9 protein-coding genes and 1 pseudogene are annotated in these 19,403 nt (G+C 65.9%); 3 read left to right on the plus strand and 7 right to left on the minus strand.

The annotated features are described in order from the left end of the window. From AC1DXV_RS18545 to AC1DXV_RS18565, 5 genes and pseudogenes are all read right to left on the minus strand, one after another. A pseudogene (locus tag AC1DXV_RS18545) lies at nt 1–259 on the minus strand (hypothetical protein); the annotation flags it as partial. 541 nt (nt 260–800) lie between these two features. Beyond that, on the minus strand, nt 801–1,193 hold the full coding sequence (locus AC1DXV_RS18550; protein ID WP_477865571.1) for an SCO4402 family protein: 393 nt from the start codon (nt 1,191–1,193) through the stop codon (nt 801–803). Nucleotides 1,194–1,563: 370 nt separating this feature from the next. Beyond that, a complete protein-coding gene (locus AC1DXV_RS18555) occupies nt 1,564–9,630 on the minus strand; it encodes an Ig-like domain-containing protein (protein WP_477934893.1) in 8,067 nt (2,688 codons plus the stop codon). Between the two features lie 364 nt (nt 9,631–9,994). Beyond that, nucleotides 9,995–10,912, minus strand: a complete 918-nt coding sequence (locus AC1DXV_RS18560) for an MBL fold metallo-hydrolase (RefSeq protein WP_477934895.1) — start codon at nt 10,910–10,912, stop codon at nt 9,995–9,997. Further along, on the minus strand, nt 10,909–11,547 hold the full coding sequence (locus AC1DXV_RS18565) for a YceI family protein (protein ID WP_477865574.1): 639 nt from the start codon (nt 11,545–11,547) through the stop codon (nt 10,909–10,911). Before AC1DXV_RS18565 ends, AC1DXV_RS18560 begins: the two co-directional genes overlap by 4 nt. Before the next feature lie 69 nt (nt 11,548–11,616). Between AC1DXV_RS18565 and AC1DXV_RS18570 the strand changes: the two genes are divergently transcribed. From AC1DXV_RS18570 to AC1DXV_RS18580, 3 genes are all read left to right on the plus strand, one after another. Further along, complete coding sequence (locus AC1DXV_RS18570; RefSeq protein WP_477934897.1) at nt 11,617–13,422, plus strand: ATP-binding protein; 1,806 nt, start codon at nt 11,617–11,619, stop codon at nt 13,420–13,422. Nucleotides 13,423–13,498: 76 nt separating this feature from the next. Next, nucleotides 13,499–15,469 (plus strand): acid phosphatase, encoded by a 1,971-nt coding sequence (locus AC1DXV_RS18575; protein WP_477934899.1) that lies wholly within the window; start codon nt 13,499–13,501, stop codon nt 15,467–15,469. Between the two features lie 176 nt (nt 15,470–15,645). Beyond that, nucleotides 15,646–16,185 carry an STAS-like domain-containing protein gene (locus tag AC1DXV_RS18580; protein ID WP_477867520.1) on the plus strand — a complete coding sequence of 180 codons (540 nt, stop codon included), beginning with the start codon at nt 15,646–15,648 and terminating at the stop codon, nt 16,183–16,185. A 1-nt stretch (nt 16,186) separates the two neighbouring features. Here the strand turns inward: AC1DXV_RS18580 and AC1DXV_RS18585 are convergent, their stop codons facing one another. Both AC1DXV_RS18585 and AC1DXV_RS18590 read right to left on the minus strand, forming a co-directional pair. Continuing rightward, nucleotides 16,187–16,909: an ABC transporter ATP-binding protein gene (locus AC1DXV_RS18585; protein WP_477867518.1), complete on the minus strand. Its 723-nt coding sequence runs from the start codon at nt 16,907–16,909 to the stop codon at nt 16,187–16,189. Nucleotides 16,910–16,919: 10 nt separating this feature from the next. Next, complete coding sequence (locus AC1DXV_RS18590; RefSeq protein WP_477867516.1) at nt 16,920–18,842, minus strand: branched-chain amino acid ABC transporter ATP-binding protein/permease; 1,923 nt, start codon at nt 18,840–18,842, stop codon at nt 16,920–16,922. Nucleotides 18,843–19,403: the final 561 nt, after the last annotated feature.

Below are 19,403 nucleotides of genomic sequence, written 5' to 3' on the forward strand. Positions count from 1 at the left end.
GGGCCGGTGCGGGCGACGGCGACGGGGCCGGCGCGGGAGACGGGGTCGGTGCGGGCGCGGGGGAAGGCGCCGGTGCCGGGGCGGGTGCCGGAGAAGGGGCCGGCGCAGGCGCTGGCGTCGGTGCATCCGACACCGGGGGCGGCGCACTGGCGTCCTCGCCGTCCTTGCCGCCGCAGGCGGCCAGCAGCGCAACGCTGAGGAAGGTGGCGGCCAGGTGTCGGCCGCGGTGGCCGTGGCGCAGGGCGTTTACAAACGGCATGACGCGTCTCGCTTGCTTGCAAATGTGGCGCTTCGTGTCAGCCGGTCACGCCCGTTCGGGACGTGTTCCGTCAGGACACGGCGGTCATCCCCGGCGTTCGGGGGTCATGCGGCAAGGGCTGCAGGATCGGTGCCCGCGGTCAGGCTACGGCTTGTGCAGTCCGTAGCGCGAGACTGGCAGAGCCCTCTGGGGCATCGTCTGAATCTGCATCCACGTGACGAACAGGCTGACCGGGGCAGAGCCCCCTCGTGCGGCGACCAGATGGCGTCGATCTCGTCGCCCGATCCCGACAGGATCCACCCGGGCCCCCCGACGACCTGGACGAGGTTCTCGACGATGCTTTGAGGATGGTCAACGCAATCGACCTCGACCCGAATGACGTGTGAACCTGCGGGCTTGGCGTAGGGTTTCACATCGACGCCTACAACCTTTCCGATGTCGACGACGGAATGCCGCATCAGGACCATTGCCCGCACCTCGTCACCTTGAGCCAGCGGGACTATCACTGTGCAAAGTTCAATCCTGAATCGCGAGGCGGGATTCATCGGCTGCGCTCCTGCCCCCGCGCGCCGATGATCGAGAGAGCCTCCTTCGCCACATCGACAACGCCGCCCCATTCCGGGAGCACAATGTATTGCGCATCGGACAGCGCAGTGCCGTGCTTTTGAAGGATGCTCTCAATGATCTTCACCAGCCTCTCAATGAGTACGGCTTCCGAGTCGTTGCGGAGAATCCAGCCCATCATGGCCCGAGGATCTTCGGCCAGTTGCGTATCGTCGTACAGGAAGTGAACCGCATAGTCGAACTCGTCGTGCTCGATCGTTCCTTCCTTGCCCTTTGCGACCCACACCCGTTGCTGATATTCAGCGTCGGAGAGAGCGCGAAGATGATTCACAAGCTCCTCACGCATCTCTGGGTACTTGATCTCGCTCATGGCTTGTCCCAGCTTGACCACTGGAGTCACTCTACCCCAGCGGCCTCATCGCGATCATTCTTGACACCTGCACAAGACTCGGCCAAGCGTTTTAGAGTTTTCCTAGGAAAACTCGCTGTCGTGCGCGGCGATAGCCTCCTCAACAGAGTTAAACCACTTGCATCGCTCATCGGGCGCTATTTCCATGAACAGTTCAGCAAATTGCATCTCTGATCTTTGAATCTGGCTCGCGTCAATTGGTAGTTTGAAAAAATCGGCACTCTGCACCGCGAACCGCCTAGTTGTAGTGTCCTCAAAGCACCGGTAGAGAACCGCCCTCGCTGCATCCAAACGCTTCCAAACTCTCAGTTCAGCGTAAAGAATATTCATATCAAAATCCTGGTGGGGGAACCGGTATCCAGCGGCCAGACTCAACGCGCGCATTCGTATTTGCTCGGCTGTTCTTGAATTGAGTAATGTAGTTCCCCTCTTGATCGGTAATGACGACTCGATCACCAGAAACATAGACCTTATTGCCTGACAAGTCATCTGTGTATTGCTTGCCATCGCGAATTACTGCATTCCTATCGCCAACGTTACGATTGGCATCCGTCTTAGCCTCGTCCGCACGCTGCTTGCTGTGGTCGGTTTCGTTTCGGCGGTTCCCTTCGTCGTCTGGCGGCGGAGTCTGCGGACTTGTGCTGTTTGCCCCCGTTGGCGAAGAAGGCGCAGCATCTGCCGCCTCGTCCGCTTTCGGCAGTTTATCCCCCGACGCCCCCGAGCCTCCGACGACGTTGCTCATCATCTCCGCCAACGCCTCTCGATTCTCGTAGATGGCGTAGCCTGCGGTGATTGCGAGAAGAACAAGCCGACCTTGTGGGGTCAGTCCCACAAGGATCCGGGACCCATTGAGCAACGCTCGTCCCTGGGGACTGACCGCAAAGTTACGAAGTGCGATCAGACCCATCGCCGCCAATTCCTTGAATGCATTGACGCAGGACGGATTATCGGCACATGACGGCTTGTTCCCTTTGACCGCTACCCGAGGTAGTCGGGCCGGCTCGTCCTCATATCCGCTCGGATCGATGAAGTTCAGCGGATCGTTGCCCACATAGCTGTAGCGGTTGTAGCTCTGGCTGTGCCCTGGATGCGAGACGAACGGGTCGGCACTGATGAAGCGCACCAGCACCGGGTCGTACACCCGGCCATTCATGTGCACGAGGCCGATGCTGCCGCGGTCCAGGTGCTCATGCCCCGTGTAGCCCCGGTCCGTGCTCACGGGCTGGATTGCATTGAGCGGGTCGGCTGCGCCCACAGTCGAGCCGCTGGCCGTGCGACGATCACCCCATGGGTCGTACGCGAGCCGCTCCGTCGGCATCCCAGTCACATCGGTGACCACGCTGATCGAACCCAGGTGATCAACCAGAAGGTACTTCACATCCTCGCTGCCGTTGCTTCGCCGCGTGTGTATCGCGACGGTCCGGCCATCCACGTTCACGTAGTGCTTGTATTCGGTGAGGCCGCTCTGGCTGCTCACTTCCTTCTCGAATTGCGGCGAGTCGAGGTAGACCGTCCTCAGCGTRCTTCCACCTTCGGTCCAAGTCTGCTGCACGCGCTGGTGTTCACTGCCATACAGGAAGCTGCTGACGCCGGAGCCGTTGGCAAGCGTCAAGGGCATGTTGAAGCTGGTCCAGGCGATGCTGCGCCCTGCCCCCGCCAGCATGTTGCCGTTGGCGTCGTAGCCGAAGCTGGGAGTCGCCATGCCGTTGACCGTGCCCGTGACACCGGCGACGGCATGTGGCCGCACGCTACCCGCTCCGCTGGCGTTGTATGAATACGAACCGACACCCTGCTTGCTCGTCACATTCCCGATCGAGTCGTAGGTCACCGACTTGACCTCCCCGCCCATCGGAGCGCCTGCTGCCACCAACTGCTCCGTGGTCAAGCGGTTGAGGTTGTCGTAGCCGAACACCTCGTCCGTGCCCGTGACCAGATCCCGCCGCCGCTGCAGACGGCCGAGGTTGTCATAGTTGTAGGCTTGATTCTGGGTACCCGCCGGATTGCTCGCGGTGCCCGACTGGACGGTACTCAGTCGACCGGTCAGCGGTTCATGGCTTCGAGCGCTCGACAGGCCGTTGCCGTAGCTCTCGCTGACGACATTGCCGTCCGCATTGGCGGCATTGCGCGTCCAGTAAATGGTGGCGCCGCTCGAGACGCTGGCTAGGAAGCCCAGCGGCGTGTAGTTGTACTGCAGGCTGAGCGGCAATGCGCCGGTGCTCAACGGGTAGGTCAGGCCTTGCGGCCGACCCGCCTCGTCGTAGCTCCATCGCACCATATAGTCGGCGTCGACATGATGGGTCTGGGTCGTCAGGCGCCCCAGGTTGTCATAGGCATTGCGCCGCCAATAGCCGTTGTCCGACGTCGCCTCGCAGAGTTTTCCCTTTGCCTTGTTGCAGTCCAACCCTGCCTGCGTGGTTTCGAAGAACCAACGGCTTGTCAAGTCCGGCTCGCGGCGCTCCGTCATGCGGCCGAGCCGGTCGTAGACGTAGTCGGTTCCCTGCCCCTTGGCATCGGTGAGGTGGGTGACCTGGCCCAGGTTGTCCACCACATAGGCCCAGCGCCCCAGGTCCGGATCGTTCAGCGCGATCTTCCTGCCACGCAAGTCGTACTCGGTGACGATCTCGTTGCCCTTGGCATCGGTGCTCTTCGCGAGGTTGCCCCAGGCGTCGTAGGCATACACCACGGCGCTTGCATCCACCGATCCTTCGGCATTGACGACAGTGGAAAGCCGGCCTTGGCTGTCGACGGTCTCCCGGGTCACCACACCCCTGACATTGGTCGTGGTGCGGCTGCGACCGTCGTAGCCGTACGTGACGGTCGTTTCATCGGGCAACTGGGCCAGCACGACGCGCCCCAGCAAGTCATGGCTGTATTGGGTCCAGCGGATGAGGGGGTCGCCGATGCGATAGTTCGCCGCCTCGTAGGCCACACGCCCGAGGTTGTCGAACAGCGTCTCGCGGTAGATCTCCTGGCCATCGAACCCCGACTCGACACGGAGCACCGGTCGACTCAGCGTGTCGTAGTAGATCCTCGAAGGCGGCGTCACCACCGCGCCGCTCGCGACCACGGCCTCGGTGCGCTTCACCACGAAAGCGGACGTTCCCGCGCAGCCCGCGCAGGGTTGATAGGTCAGCGTCTCGCGCGTGCCGTCGGCACGCGTTGCGGTCAGCAAGCGCCCGAAGGGATCGTAGGTCAAAGTGGTCTGCAGCAGGTTCGGGCTTTCCAGCGTCAGCATGGTTCCGAGTTGCCAATCGAACGTCCTGGTCTCCCGGTGACCCAACGCGTTGTCCACAGTGAGCGGCAAGCGCCCGCGTAGGTCGTAGGCCAGCGTGACCTCGGTGCGGGTCGCGATCTGGGCGCCACTGACACTGCGAGTCTTGAGATTGCCGTAGTCGTCGTAGGTGAAATCGGTCGCCAGTCGCAGGTTGGCCTGCGCGCCCCCGCCGTTGTTCGGCTCGACGATGCGCTGCCGAAGAAGCCCGTTCGCGTAGTAACTGTTCGCGGTGGTCCTGGTACTGCCGGGCGCGTTGGGAGCCGTGGCCGAAACGCTCACAGTGACTGGCTGGCACAGGATCCAGTTGCCGATGTCGTTCTGGTAGCCGACCGACATCGTGTTGCTGAAGCCATCCGGTGCGCCGCTCGATGTCTTGTAGACGGTCGTCACCTGCTGCGCGTTGCCGCAAGTCGGGTCGTACGCACTGGCTGTCGTCTCAACCCAGTTCTTGAAGGCGCCGTTGAGATCGTTCGTCTTCTCGATCGTGGTGGCGGACTGAACCTTGGCCACCGGTCCTTGAAGATTGGTGTCATAGGTGTAGGCGGTCTCGCTCAGCACCGTACCGCTCTCACCGATGAACTTCACGCCCTGCTGCAGGCCCGTCAACGGAAACGCCTGATACCGGGTGCTGCGTGTTCTGAGCCCGGCCGGCGAAGTTACGGTGGCGGCCGCGTAGCCCAGGAAGCCACGCCCGGACAGGTCGACTCGCGATCCTTCGTAGGCATAGTGTTCCTCGTGCATGCCGCCTACGCCATCGCTGGTCAGCACCCGTTGCACCGCAGGCGTGTTGTCCTGGATGTCGAGCACGGGAAAAGTCGCACCACTGCCCTTGGTATAGATGCTGGGATCCGAGATGGGCCTGTACTCGACGGAAGCCGAGGCTCCCAGACCGTTGACGACGCCGGCCAGCTTGTCCGGATACTTGGAGGAGCCCGAGATGCAGTGAGGCGTGCTCGCAGATCCGGTGTCGGTGCGATAGCAGAGATCTGCGTTGCCGTCGCCCGTCGCATCCACGACGGATCCATGCCTGTCCCAAGCACCGACGGGCGCCTGGAAGGTTGCTCCGAACCCCGATCCGGTCGACAACGTGCATTCCAGGTACGCGTTGGCGCTCGGCGTGCCGGTGACCCACCCGCGCACGCGGCAGAAATCGGCCTTCCCATCACCGTTGACATCGGGCCACATGCGCGAAGTGTCAATGGCGGCAGATCTCGCGTAGCCGACCTGGAGATTCGTCACCGCGACGGTGTCGCCGAAGCCGACACCGGTGGACAACGTGCACAGCAGGGATCCGGGGGTGTCGTCCACATTGTCGGTCGCGCTCACCACTCGGCAGAAGTCAGCCAGGCCATCGCCGTTGACATCGACCCACGCCAGACCCTTGCCTATGGCGTCCCCAATCGGCACAGCTCCCGTGGCCTTCTCAGCGGCAAATCCCGATGGCCCCCATTGGCGGCAATGAGCACCCGTCAAATCCACGTAGCACAGCGACAGGATGCCGTCGCCCGTGATGTCGACCCAGTCGACCGACTTGAGCGAGCTGGGCATGTCCCCCAGAACGACCGCCGATGCAAATCCCGTTCCGGTGGACAGGCTGCATTGCGCCCAATACGGCGTCTGGAATCCGTAAGTGATCGCGCAGTGATCAGCGAGGCCGTCACCATTGACATCGCTGTACTGGTTCCGGCTTCCCACGCGCGTGGCCCACGAGGGCACCTGCATCGTCGCCAAGACGCCATCCGCTTTCATCGCGAAGCAGAGGCTCTGCCCGCAGATGTCCTGCACTCCGTCACCGTTGACGTCGACAAAGAACACTTCTGCACCGAGCAGCGACCCCACCTTGAGCGCCAGCGGGGCGGCACCTCCTGGCTGCGTCAATGCACACAAGATGTCGAAGATTGTCGGGTCTTCGGTCGACTGCGGGACGTTGGCGGTCAGGACGCAATGATCCGGGCGGCCGTCTCCGGTGACATCCACCCAGTAGTCCCTTTTCATGTCGCCGGTGAGCAAGCCTCCCCATTGCTGCCCATCACTGGGCAGGTCAACGGTACTTCCGACGAACCCCGCCAGCGAGTCGTTCCACGTGAACGTCGTCGAGGGCAGGCACACCCCGTTGCCCGCGCATTCGGTGACGTCCCTGATGCGCGAACGCCCGGTCGCCGTGCCGATGGAATAGGTGAGTTGATAGTCCTTGACCAGCGCCGATTCCGCGTAGGTCTTGACGTGCGTCAACCGTGCCGCACCGATGACCTTGGCGCCCAGCACGTACCGCAGCTCCGCATCGGGTCGAGAGAAGTCGTATTCGAAACGAACCGAGTTGTACGGTGTGATCGGCGTGCCGGCAGTCGCATTGCCGGTGTAGTCGATGCGGCTCGGATAGAGCTGCCCGGTCGCGGCGTCAAAGGTGTAAGTCACCGTGTAGTAGTTGCCTCTCGCGTCGGTCACCTTGTTCAGCGCCCATTGCAGCGGCGTCGCATGGCCTGCAAGGATCATTCGCGCGTCGGCGGTGGCGCCGTACTCCATCACGGTGCCATCGCGCCGCCATGTCTTGAATGAGGCCGGCCCGTTCCCGCTGGTTCCCACTGCGACAACCTTGACGAAGCTGTCCACTTCCGTGCGGTACTCGCTGGACGGAGCACCATAGGCGCCGCCGCCCAGGAGATTGAGTCGCTGACCGTCCATGCAGAATCGATCGTCGAGCGTGAGCAACACACCGGCGCGCACGCCGTCCTGCGCCTGGGTGCGTGGGCAGCGGATGATCGCACCGAGGCCCGACAGAGACCAGCCGACGCCGATCGCGCCATTGCCACCGGCACTGTCGTATTGCAATGAGACTGCGGGCACCATCCCCGCCGTGCCGGGCGGAACGGCAATCGGAATGTTGTATTGCGCAACACCGATGGCATTCACGGTCAACGCGCCCGCCGTGGTGCCGGGCAAGCCCGTGCCGTTGGATGGCAACGGCGCGACGAAGGCAACATTGATGTTGATGGCAGCCGACGTCTTGACTGCACCCTGGTTGTCGGTCGCGCGAGCAGTGACGGCGTGCGTTCCCGCCGCCACGTTGTGCCAGAGGAAGTTGTACGGCGGCCCCGATGTCAGCGTTGCAATCACGCTGGCGCCATCCAGCAACTCCAACTTGGAGATGCTTCCGTCGGTATCGCTCGCGGTGGCGCTGAGTGGAATATCCCAACCGGGCTGATACGTGGCGCCGCTCATTGGCGCCGCCATCGCGACGACGGGAGGTGCGTCGACGATGAAGCTCACCGCCGGCGAGTCGAGGGTCGCGCCGCCGTTGTCGAAGGCACGCGCCTGCACGCTGTGCGCACCGGTGGCATTGGTGCTCCATGTCAAGCTGAATGGCGCACTTGTCGCCGAGCCTGCGAGCGCACCGTCGACGCGGAACTCGACTTTGGCAATGCTTCCATCGACATCGCTGGCCTGAGCCACGAGATTGACCGTTGCCGGCAAGCCGTTCGTGATGACCGCCCCGCTCGCCGGCGAGGTCAGCGAGACAGTGGGAGGCTGGTTCACCACCCAGCTGAAGGCCGTGGAATCCGTGAAGGCCCCATAGGCGTCCGTCACACGCGCCACGATGCTGTAGCTTCCGCGACCGACGCCGGACCAGTTGAAAGCAAAGGGCGGCGCCGTCAGCGCCGAGGAGATCGCCGTGCCGTTCGCCAAGTAGGTGACGTTGCTCACTCCACCGACGTTGTCGCCCGCGGTGGCTTGCAACGCAATGCTGCCCGGCGCCAGGCCGTTCGCGTCGGTGGTGCTCAGCGAAACTGTCGGGCGATCGTTCGCGATGACGGTGGCGGAAGCCGAGTTCTGGGAAAGGCCGCCGTTGTCGGTGGCACGCGCCACGATGCCGTAGCTTCCCGGCCCCATGCCGCTCCAGGTGAAAGCGTAAGGCGGCGCAGTGAGCGCGCCGCTGATCGCCGTTCCGTTGGCGAAGTATTGAACCGAGGCAATGCTTCCGTCGGCGTCCGACGCCGTTGCGGTCAGGTTGAAGTTGCTCGGCGCTGTCGACACGGTGCCACTCGCAGGCGTTGTCAGCGCCACGCTCGGAGCCTGATTCACCACCCAGCTGAATGCACTGGCGTCTGTTGTGGAGCCGTAGGCATCCGTCGCACGCGCAACGATGCTGTAGGTTCCTCTGCCGACATTGGTCCAGTTGAGGGTGTAGGGCGCCACACCGAGCGCCCCGGAGATCGCGCTGCCATTGGCGTAATAGGTGACATTGCTGACACCTCCAACACCGTCAGCGGCGCTCGCTTGCAGCGTGATGCTGCCGGGCGCAACGCCATTGGCGTTTGCCGTACTCAATGCGATGGTCGGACGGTCATTGGCTACGACGGCAACCGCCGTGGAGTCTCTCGAAAGCCCTTCGTTGTCGGTCGCGCGAGCGACGATGCTGTAGCTTCCGGCGGACATGCCGCTCCAGCTGAACGCATACGGCGATGCGGCAATCGCGTTGCTGATCGGAGCACCGTTCGCGAAGTACTGAACCGAGCTCACGGTGCCGTCTGGATCGGACGCGGACGACGTGAACCCGAAGCTGCCCGGGATGGTCGAGACCGTGCCGTTGGCCGGTGCGGTGATGCTGACGTTGGGCGCCTGCATTGCGACCACATTGACCGTCACCGTCACCAATGCGCTGGAGGTCACTCCTGTCCTGGCATCGTCCGTCGCCTTCACCCCCAGCGCGTGCGTACCGGGAGACACACCGGTGAAGGTGTAGGTGTAGTCTGAATACGGACGCTCCAGGTCCGGATCCTGCCCGTTGGCCGTGATCGTGGCATTGCCTAGCAGCGTTCCGTCCAGATAGACGCCCACATTCCGAATGGGGAATGTGTAAGGCCCGCCGGTGGTCGTCACTACATCGCCTGTGGCTCGCCCTGTCACCGTGACGTTGACCGTGCCGGTCGTCCGCAAGGTGAGGTTGTTCGCCGGCTGGCTGATGGCAACGGTGGGGTAAGCGCATCGCGTGTTCACACACCCGGCCACGGCCACGGGAGCCGCGAGCCAGCTTGCCAGGTAGATCGCTGCAATGGCGTATGCGCCAGACGCTGCTCGTTGCAGTGCGCGGCGCATGGCGCCGCCATCGTTCCTGTGGAACTTCATTGGTTTCCTCCCTCAATGGGCTCGACTGCGCGGGCCTTTGACTTGTATGCGGCCAGACTGCTGAAGCGCCATCCAATATAAAGATCCGATGGGTTGAGCATCCACTTGCAATAGCACTTGCCCATCGGTTGCGAATGATTACAACAGCGCACATGCAAGCAAGTCAATAGCGTCGTGGCTGCGGCCACTGCCCAGCCCCATGCGTCGAGCCACGCATGCCGATTCATCGTCATCTTCTTCTCCCTGATCAAGCGGGTTGCGATTGCGAGCGCGCAGTCTCGCGATCCAGCCCGACGAGCGTCAGGTGAAAGATGTCCGGGTCAAATTTCTCAGATAGCGGGTTCTCGAAAAGCGATGGCCCGTCTCAGGCGTCATGCACGCCCGCGCCGTCAACGCGCAACGCACCCTGCCCCGCCAGCTCGGCCACGAGCTGGCGACAACCGGTCGACGCATCGGCCCAGCCCAGCTGCCGCGCGATGCCGGCGAACAGCCGCGTCGCCTCGGCCCACGCCAGCAACGCCGGCCAGTCCTGCGAGCGCTGCTCCATCAGGTGGTACTTCAGCAGCACCTTCGCGCCATGGCGCGCATGGCGCAGCGGATCGGCGCGGAAGCCGGCGAGCCGCGAGCGGGCGCGCGACAACGCGCCGGACACGTCGTCGAAGGGCGCCCCGTGGCCGGGCACCACGATCCGCACCGGCAGCCGCTCGACCACGTCGAGTACCTCTTCGACCTCGTCGAACGCATCGACACCGTCGAGCTCCGGGAACACCACGCCGAAGCCGTTCTCCCACAGCGCATCGGCCGACAGCAGCACACCCTCTTGAGGCTCGAACAACATCAATGACTTGGGATCGTGGCCCGGCGCCGCCAGCGCCTGCCACGCCCGGCCGCCGGCCTGCAGCACCTCGCCCGGCGCCAGCGACGACTGCGCCGTGAAGCGCTCGCACAGCTGGCCGGTCGCGCGGTACGACAGCGCATCTTCGTCCCAGGCCTGCACCGTGTGCCAGCTGGCGATCGGCACCGTGACGGCAGCGCCCAGCGCGCGCTGCAGCGTCGCGTTGCCGCCGCAATGGTCGGAGTGCAGGTGCGTGTTGACGATGCGCGCGAGCGGCGCGCCGGCCAGCGCCTGCCGCACCAGCGCCAGCGTCTGCGGTGCATGCAGGCAATGGCCGCTGTCGACCAGCAGCGCGCCCTCGCCATGCAGGCCGTGCAGCAGCACGTTGTTCGACGACAGCCAGCCGCGCTCCAGCACCGCCACGCCGGCAGGCAGCGGTGTCGTCATTGCCGGATGGCCTCGATGCCGATCTGCAGCTTCACCGTGTCGCCGACGACCGGCAGCCCGTAGGTGATGCCGAAGCCGCTGCGCGAGAACTCCGCCTCGAAGTCGCCACCGCAGACCTCGCGCTTGAGCACCGGGTGCTCATAGCAGTTGAAGCTCACCGCGCGCAGGCTCAGCGGCTGCGAGGCGCCGTGCAGCGTCAGTTCGCCACGCAGCTCCACCGGCTTGCCGTCGGCGAAGCGGAACCGGCTGGCGACGAAGTAGGCCTGCGGGTGGTTCTTCACGTCGAGGAAGCTGTGGCTGCGCAGGATGGTGTCGAGCGGTGCCACGCCGCTGTTGATCGACGCGGTGCCGATCGTGATCGACGCTTCGCCTTGTTGCGCCGCACGATCGAGCGTGACGTGGCCGGCGATGTCGTCGAAGCGGCCGCGGCTGGTCGAGGTGCCGAAGTGGCGCACCTCCCACTGGATGTGGGTGTGCGCCGGATCGATCAGGTAGACCGTCTGTTTTTCGGGCGCGGCAGGCGCTTGCGCGACGGGTGCTTGCGCGGCCGCCAAGTGGGCACCCGCCAGCAGCGCGGCAGCCAGCAAACCGCCGCGAACGGGTGCGGGTTTCAGAGCAGTGAGGGAGGCAGACATGCGTGCTCTCGGGGACGACAGGCTGTCGATAATGCGGCATCCGGCCGATCGTTGCCGCCAAGGACGTCCATGCCCGCAGTTCCGGCGGAATCCTCCACCTCCTCGCCGCACCTCGGCGCCGACCTGGCGCGCCGCATGGCCGACGAGCAGACGGCACTGCTCTACCAACGCTCGCACACCGCCACGATGACCGGCGTGCCCTTCGCGCTGCTGGTGTGCTGGGGCCTGCTCCCCTACGACACGCCGCTGCAGCTGGCGGTCTGGTTCGCGATGCGCTGCACCGTCTCCGGCGTGCGGCTGCTGCTGCGCCAGCGCTTCTTCGCGCAGGCCGAGCCGGCGAGCCGGCCATGGCGCGGCCGGCTGCTCGCGGTGCTGGCGGTCGACGGCTTCGTCTGGAGCCTGGCGGTGGCGTGGCTGAGCCCGCCGCACCACCCCGACATCGTCGCGCTGATGGTGGCCTCGCTGGTCGGCGTGTCGGCCGTGGCGCTGTTCGTGCTGCAGGCCGCGTCGTCGGCGTGCACGGCCTTCCTGGTGCCGCTGCTGTTGCCGGTGGTGGTGGTGCAGGTGCTGCAGGATTCCCGGGCCGGGATGTTCATCGCGATCGGCGTGCTGCTCTTCCTCGGCCTGATGCTGTGGGAGGCGCGCCGCGCCGAGCTGCGCATCCGCGAGCTGCTGCGGCTGCGCTACACCACCGACCGCATCGCCGAGGAGCGCGCCGAGGCGCTCGCGCTGGCGCAGCGGCAGAGCAGCGTGAAGAGCCAGTTCCTCGCGACGATGAGCCACGAGATGCGCACGCCGCTGCACGGCATCCTCGGGCTTGCGCGATTGCTGCGGCGCCAGCCCGAGGTGCCGACCGCCGCGCAATGGGACGTGATCGAGCGCGCCGGCGAGCACCTGCTGGCGCAGATCAACGACATCCTGGATTTCTCGCACCTGCAGGGCGGCACGATCGCGCTCGCCCAACAGCGCTTCGACCTCGCGCAGCTGATCGACGACGTGGTCGCGCAGTCGTCCCCCGCGGCGAGCGAGCGCGGGCTGCTGCTGCAGGCGCGCCTGTCGATGACGCGCCCGGCGCTGGTGGTGGGCGATGCGGCACGGCTGCGCCAGGTGCTGCAGCAGCTGCTCGGCAATGCGATCAAGTTCACCGAGGCCGGTTCGGTCACGGTGATCGCGAAGCACCACCCGGTGCGCGGGCGGGTGCGCATCGACGTGCGCGACACCGGCGTCGGCATCGCGGCGGTCGACCGTGGTCGCATCTTCGATGCGTTCCAGCAGGGCGACAACTCGTTCCGCCGCCGCTATGGCGGCACCGGCCTGGGCCTGACGATCGCGCGCGAACTGGCGCGCGCGATGGATGGCGACCTGGTGTGCACCAGCGTGCCGGGCGAGGGTTCGAACTTCCGCCTGACGCTCGCGCTGCCGACGGCGCCGGAAGACGCGCCGGCCGAGCCCGCCGTCGCGACCGGCGAGCGCAGCGGCCGCCTGCTGAGCGGCCATGTGCTGCTGGCCGAGGACAACCCGGTGAACGCGCTGGTGGCCGAGGCGGCGCTGCAGGGCCTGGGGCTGTCGGTGCAGGTGGTGAGCGACGGCGAGCAGGCGGTGGCCGCGTTCCAGGCGCGCCGGCCCGATCTGGTGCTGATGGACTGCCAGATGCCGCTGATGGACGGCTTCGAGGCGGCGCGCCGCATGCGCGAGCACGAGCAGGAAGCCGGCGATGGCCGGCGCACGCCGATCGTCGCGCTGACCGCCAACGCGATGGACGGCGACCGCGAGCGCAGCCTGGCCGCCGGCATGGACGACCACATGGCGAAGCCGTTCAGGGATGACGCGCTGTGGGCGACGCTGCGGCGGCTGCTGGTGCAAGGCAGAGACTGACAACCGCGAGAGGAGCGTCATCGAGCTTTCATCAGGCGTCGCTAGAGTCCGCCGGTTTTCAACGGACGACCTCCCCATGCAGCACCCGCTCCCCCGCCGACGCCAGCTGATCGCCGCATCGATCGCTTCCCTCTTCGCACTGGCCGCGTGCGGCGGCGGTGGCGACGGTGGCCCTGCGGACGGGGGAACCGTCTCCGCCCCGCCGGCACCGCAAGGCCTGGGGCATGCCGACACCGCACCCGTGGCCGATGCACAAGCGGTGCCGCCCTTCGTCGACTTCGCCTACACGAACCAGCGCGGCGACGCCCGCTATGCAACCCTGGACACGAACGCCGGGGTGCGCGCCGTCGCGGGCTTCCTCGACATCTGGAAGCCGAGCACGCTGATCGTCGATGCGGGGGCCAGCGCCGCCGCGAACGGCAGCTTCCCTACGGTCGTGGCGTCGAACTGGAGCGGCCTTCCGGCCGACGCCACCGACGGCACGGTGCTCAGCACCGGCACGCACGCGGCGAACATCCAGTACGTCGTCGACCTCACGTCCCGGCGCACCGCCGCCCAGGAGCTGGCGGCCTACCTCGACGACCGGCGCGGCAAGGGCTACAGCGTGACCGACGGCCTCGGTCCCTTGACGAACGCATGGCGCACCGCCGCCCAGCAGACCACCACCATCTCGAGCATCGCGGCCGACGCGAACAGCGTGCTCTACAACGACGGCGGCAACAACATCGGCGTGGGCGGCAGCGGCAACGCCAGCTTCGGCAGCGTCGTCGACTTCATCGGCGCCATCGGCACCAATGCCTCCACCGAGCCGGCCAAGCGCTTCTACAAGTACGCGAGGCCGTGGCGCTGGAGCACGAGCGTCGTGGTGGCCCCATCCCTGGTGCCGGCGAAGAGCACCACGCCGGCCACCGACGGCGGCTACATCAGCGGCCACTCCGCAGAAGCCACGCGCGATGCGATGGCCATGGCCTACGTGTTTCCCCAGCGCTTCCAGGAGCTGCTGGCGCGCGGGCTGGAGCTCGGCGAGAACCGCATCCTGGCCGGCATGCATTCGCCGCTCGACGTGATGGGGGGGCGCATTCTCGGCCAGGCTTCGGCGGCCGCGAACATCGTGGACCCCGCCAACGCCGCGCTGAAGCAGGCCGCCTGGTCCCAGGCGCAAGGCACGCTGATGGCCGCCGCGGGCGTGACGACGGCCGACGCGCTCAATGCCTTCGCACACTCGGCCGACACGTCGACCGATCGCTTCGCGGATCGCGCCGCCAGCCGGGCCAACTACCTGCGTCGCCTCACCTACGGGCTCCCACCGATCGGCGACACCGGCAAGGCGGCCACGGTTCCCAAGGGGGCCGAAGCTTTGCTGGAAACACGGCTGCCGTATCTCGATGCGGGCCAGCGCCGCGTGGTGTTGAAGACCACAGCGCTGCCGTCGGGCCACCCCGGGCTCGATGACAAGGAGGGCTGGGGCCGCCTGAACCTGTTCGCCGCCGCGGACGGCTACGGCGCATTCAACGGCGACGTGACCGTCGGCATGGACGCATCGCTCGGCGGCTTCAGTGCCGCGGACGCATGGCGCAACGACATCTCCGGCGCCGGCAAGCTCACCAAGGCCGGCACGGGCTCCCTGACGCTGGCCGGCACCAACACCTACTCGGGCGGCACGGAGATCGCGGGCGGCTCGCTGGTGGCCGGTTCGGCCACCGCCCTCGGGGCAGGCGACGTCTTCGTCGGCGCCGGCACGCTCGTCTGCAGCGCACCGTCCACGCTGTCGATCGGCGGGGCGCTCTCGGTGCTGGGCGGCGCCAACCTGACCCTGCAGGTCGGCGATGCGGGCGCCGGTCGCATCAGCGCCGGCGGCACGGTGACATTGACGGGCGGCACGCTGACGGTGACCTTCAAGCCCGGGTTCGCCCCGAGCATGGGCGACACCCTGAGCGTGCTCAAGGGCACGAGCCTGCGCGGCAGGTTCAGCACGATCTCGGTGACCGGCTACAAGGTCACGCCGACCTACACGCCCACGCAGTTGCTGCTGAGCATCGACGGCTGAACTCGAGAGATTAACAACTATGATCGGCAAGGTTAACAACTTGGCACTGCCATGGCTGCGCCGCGCTTCATTGCCTTCGACGATCTGATTCGCCAAGTCACGGTCGACGTGACGGAGCACCCGCGCGACTTGAGCCGCTTGTATTGCGAGCGGTATCAGATTTCGCGCGTCTCGAGTTGGCCAAAGGCAAGTTGACAACCGATCCCAGCAAGCACTCAGGCGAGGGCATCTTCTTCACGAGCCGGATGTTCGACAGCTTCGCCATCGATGCCAACAACCTGTACTTCAGCCACGATGACGCGGCCCCGCATGATTGGCTGCTGGAGGAACCTGGCGTCTTTCCCGACGGGACCACGATCCGCATGCGAATCGCCCTCGACAGCACTCGCACGGCGCGAAGTGTCTTCGAGCAATACATGGACGCACCCGAGGATTTCGGCTTCAACAAGACCGTGGTGCCGATGAAACTCGCGCAGTACGGCGACGAGCAACTGATCTCTCGTTCGCAGGCCAAGCGCCTGATCGCCCGGTTCGACCGCTTCAAGAGAGTGATGCTGGATTTCGAGGGCGTCGCGGAGATCGGACAAGCATTCGCCGACGAACTCTTCCGTGTCTATGCACGAGAACACCCCGACGTCGACCTGCTCCCCATCAACTACACCGAACAGATCGAACGCATGTGGTTGCGTGCCGTGAACAGCGACATCGGCACCTGACTCAGTGCCCACCGCCCAGGTACGCCGCCTTCACCGCCGGATCGTTCTTCAGCCGCTCGGCCGGGCCATGCACCGAGATGCGGCCGTTCTCCAGCACGTAGCCGTAGTCGGCGACGTTCAGTGCCGCAGCCGCGAACTGCTCGACCAGCAGCATCGTGACGCCTTCGCTCTTGAGCCGCGCGATGATGCGGAACACCTCTTCGACGAGGATCGGCGCGAGTCCCATCGACGGCTCGTCGAGCAGCACGATCTCGGGGTTCAGCATCACCGCTCGCGCCATCGCGAGCATCTGCTGCTCGCCGCCCGACAGCGTGCCGGCCAGCTGCTCGCGCCGCTCCTTCAGCCGCGGGAAGAGTTCCAGCGCGCGTTCCAGGTCGGCCTTCACGTCGCCGCGCGGGCGGCTGCCGGTCAACCGCGGAAAGGCGCCGAGCGTCAGGTTGTCGGTCACCGTCATCGTCGCGAACACGCGCCGGCCTTCGGGCGAATGCGCGAGGCCGCGCTTGGCGATGTGGTACGACTCCAGGCCGTCGATGCGCTGGCCGTTCAGGCTGATCTCGCCGGCGCTCGGCTTGATCATCCCGGAGACGGCGCGCATCGTCGTCGTCTTGCCGGCACCGTTCGAGCCGATCAGCGTGACGACCTGTCCCTTGGGCACCTCGATCGAGATGCCGTGCAGCACCTGCACCTTGCCGTAGCCGGCTTCGAGCTTCTGGATGGTCAGCATGTCGTGGTCCTCAGGCCGCCTGGCCACCGAGGTAGGCCTCGATGACTTTCTCGTCCGCCTGCACCTGTGCGGGCAGGCCCTCGGCGATCTTCTGCCCGAAGTCCAGCACCGACACGGTGTCGCAGATGCTCATCACGACGTCCATGTGGTGCTCGATCAGGATCACCGTGATGCCGTGTTCGCGGATCTTGCGGATGATCGAGATCAGCTCCTTGATGTCGGGCGCGGTCAGGCCGGCGGCGGGTTCGTCGAGCAGCAGCAGCTGCGGGTCGAGCGCGAGCGCGCGCGCGATCTCGAGCAGCCGCTGCTTGCCGTACGGCAGGTTGCGCGCCTCCTCGTGCACCAGGTCCGCGAGGCCGACGAACTCCAGCAGCGCGAGTGCACGTTGCGCTGCGGCGCGTTCTTCGCGCCGGTAGCGCGGCGTGTGCACGGCGACGTCGACGAGGTGGCTGCGGAAGGTGTGGTGCAGCCCGACCTGCACGTTCTGCAGCGCCGTCATCTCGCCGAACAGCTGCACGTTCTGGAAGGTGCGCGCGATGCCGGACAGCGCGATGTCGGCCGAGGTGCGCCCGACCAGCGAGCGGCCGGCGAACGCGAGCGTGCCGCCGGTGGGGGTGTAGATGCCGGTCAGCACGTTCATCATCGTGCTCTTGCCCGAACCGTTGGGGCCGATCAGGCCGTGGATGGTGCCGCGCCGCACGCTGAGGTCGACGTTGTTCAGCGCCTTCAGGCCGCCGAACTGCATCAGCACGCCCTGCGCGACGAGCAGCTCCGGCGCGCTGTGCTGGGCGGCGGTCGAGACGGCATCCTTCGGCGCGCTGGCGGCGTCGAGGGCGGGCACCTCGACGCGGCTGTGCCAGTTGAGGGCATTGCGCAGGAAGCCGATGATGCCGTCCTGCAGGAAGTACACGACGAACAGCGTGATGACGCCGAAGATCGACAGCCGCCAGTCGGTCATCGTCGTCAGCACGAAGGACACGCCGGCGAGCGCGATGCTGCCGAGCACCGGCACGGCCACCGAGCGCAGCGTGGCCTTGCCCTTCTTCAGCGCGAAGGCGGAGCCGGCGACCACGCCGATCGCGATCAGCACCGCGACCCAGCGGAACAGCTCGATGTCGTCGAGCAGCTTGGGCAGCATCACGATGATGGCGGCGCCGAGCAGCGCGCCGCTGCGCGTCTTGCGCCCGCCCATGATGATGGCCAGCAGGAACATCACCGTCAGCTCGAAGTTGTAGGTGTTGGGCGAGATGTACTGCTCGGAGTAGGCGTAGAGGGAACCCGCCAGGCCGGCCAGGCCCGCGCTGATCACGAAGGCATAGACCTTGTAGCGGTACACCGAGACGCCCATGCAATCGGACGCGACCGGGCTGCCGCGCAGCGCCTCGAACGCTCGGCCGAGGTGCGAGCGCAGGATGCGATGGACCACGATGAGCGACGCCACCAGCATCGCGACGACCACCCAGTAGTAACCGCGTTCGCCGAGCTGCAGGCCGAACAGCATCGGCTTCTCGAGCTTGATGCCCATCGGGCCTTCGGTGAGGAAGCTCATCTCGTTGATGAGGATCTGCACGATGGTGCCGAAGGCGAGCGTGACCATCGCGAGGTAGGGGCCGGTGACGCGCAGTGCGGGCAGTGCGAGCAGTGCACCGAACACCGCGGTGACGGCGATCGCGGCGGGCAGCGTGATCCACAGCGGGGCGGCGAGCTTCATCACGAGCACGCCGGCGGTGTAGGCGCCGATGCCGAACAGGCCGGCATGGCCGAGCGAGACCTGCCCGGTGTAGCCGACGACGATGTCGAGGCCGAACAGCACGATCGCGTAGATCATGATGGTCTCGACGAGGTGGATGTAGTACGGGTTCTCGATGCCGAGTGGGAAGGCGATCAGTGCTGCGACTCCGATGGTGGCCGCGATGAGGGTTTGGCGTTTCATGTGTTGCTTCTGCGTGTCGCGGCGGGTGTCGGGCTGGCCGGGGGGCTCATGCCGGGGCGGTCGGTGCCCCGGGGGCACCGACTCCACTGCGAAGATCGGCTTTGGGGATGCATCGGCAAACTCCCTCCACTCACTTCGTTCGTTGTGGTCAAACAGTGCCGATGAGTTTGTCTACGAAGCGCGCTGGCGCGCGCCATCCCCAAAGCCGATCTTCTCCGTCGCCCCAGAAATCGCCCCCCGGCCAGCCCGACACCCGCCGCGMAGCACCACCSGCTCTTGTTGGGGGGAAAAGACTGAAGTGCCCGTTGAGCATGCGAGCGCACGAACGCTTCGTCGGTCACTTCAATCTTTTCCCCCCAACACAGTACGGTGGTGGCCGCAAAGGCGCGGGTGGGGAGGCTGTGGAGCGCCAATAGGGACGGGGCGCCGGAGCTGGCTGGTTTCATGGCCCGCGTGCGCAGCACGCTTCGTGCACTGACTGTCGCCCACTGTTTGACCACAACGAACGAAGTGAGTGGCGGGAGTTTGGGCGACGGGCCATGAAACCAGTCAGCGCAGGGA

The sequence above is a fragment of the Rhizobacter sp. P3_C12 genome, assembly GCF_056402735.1.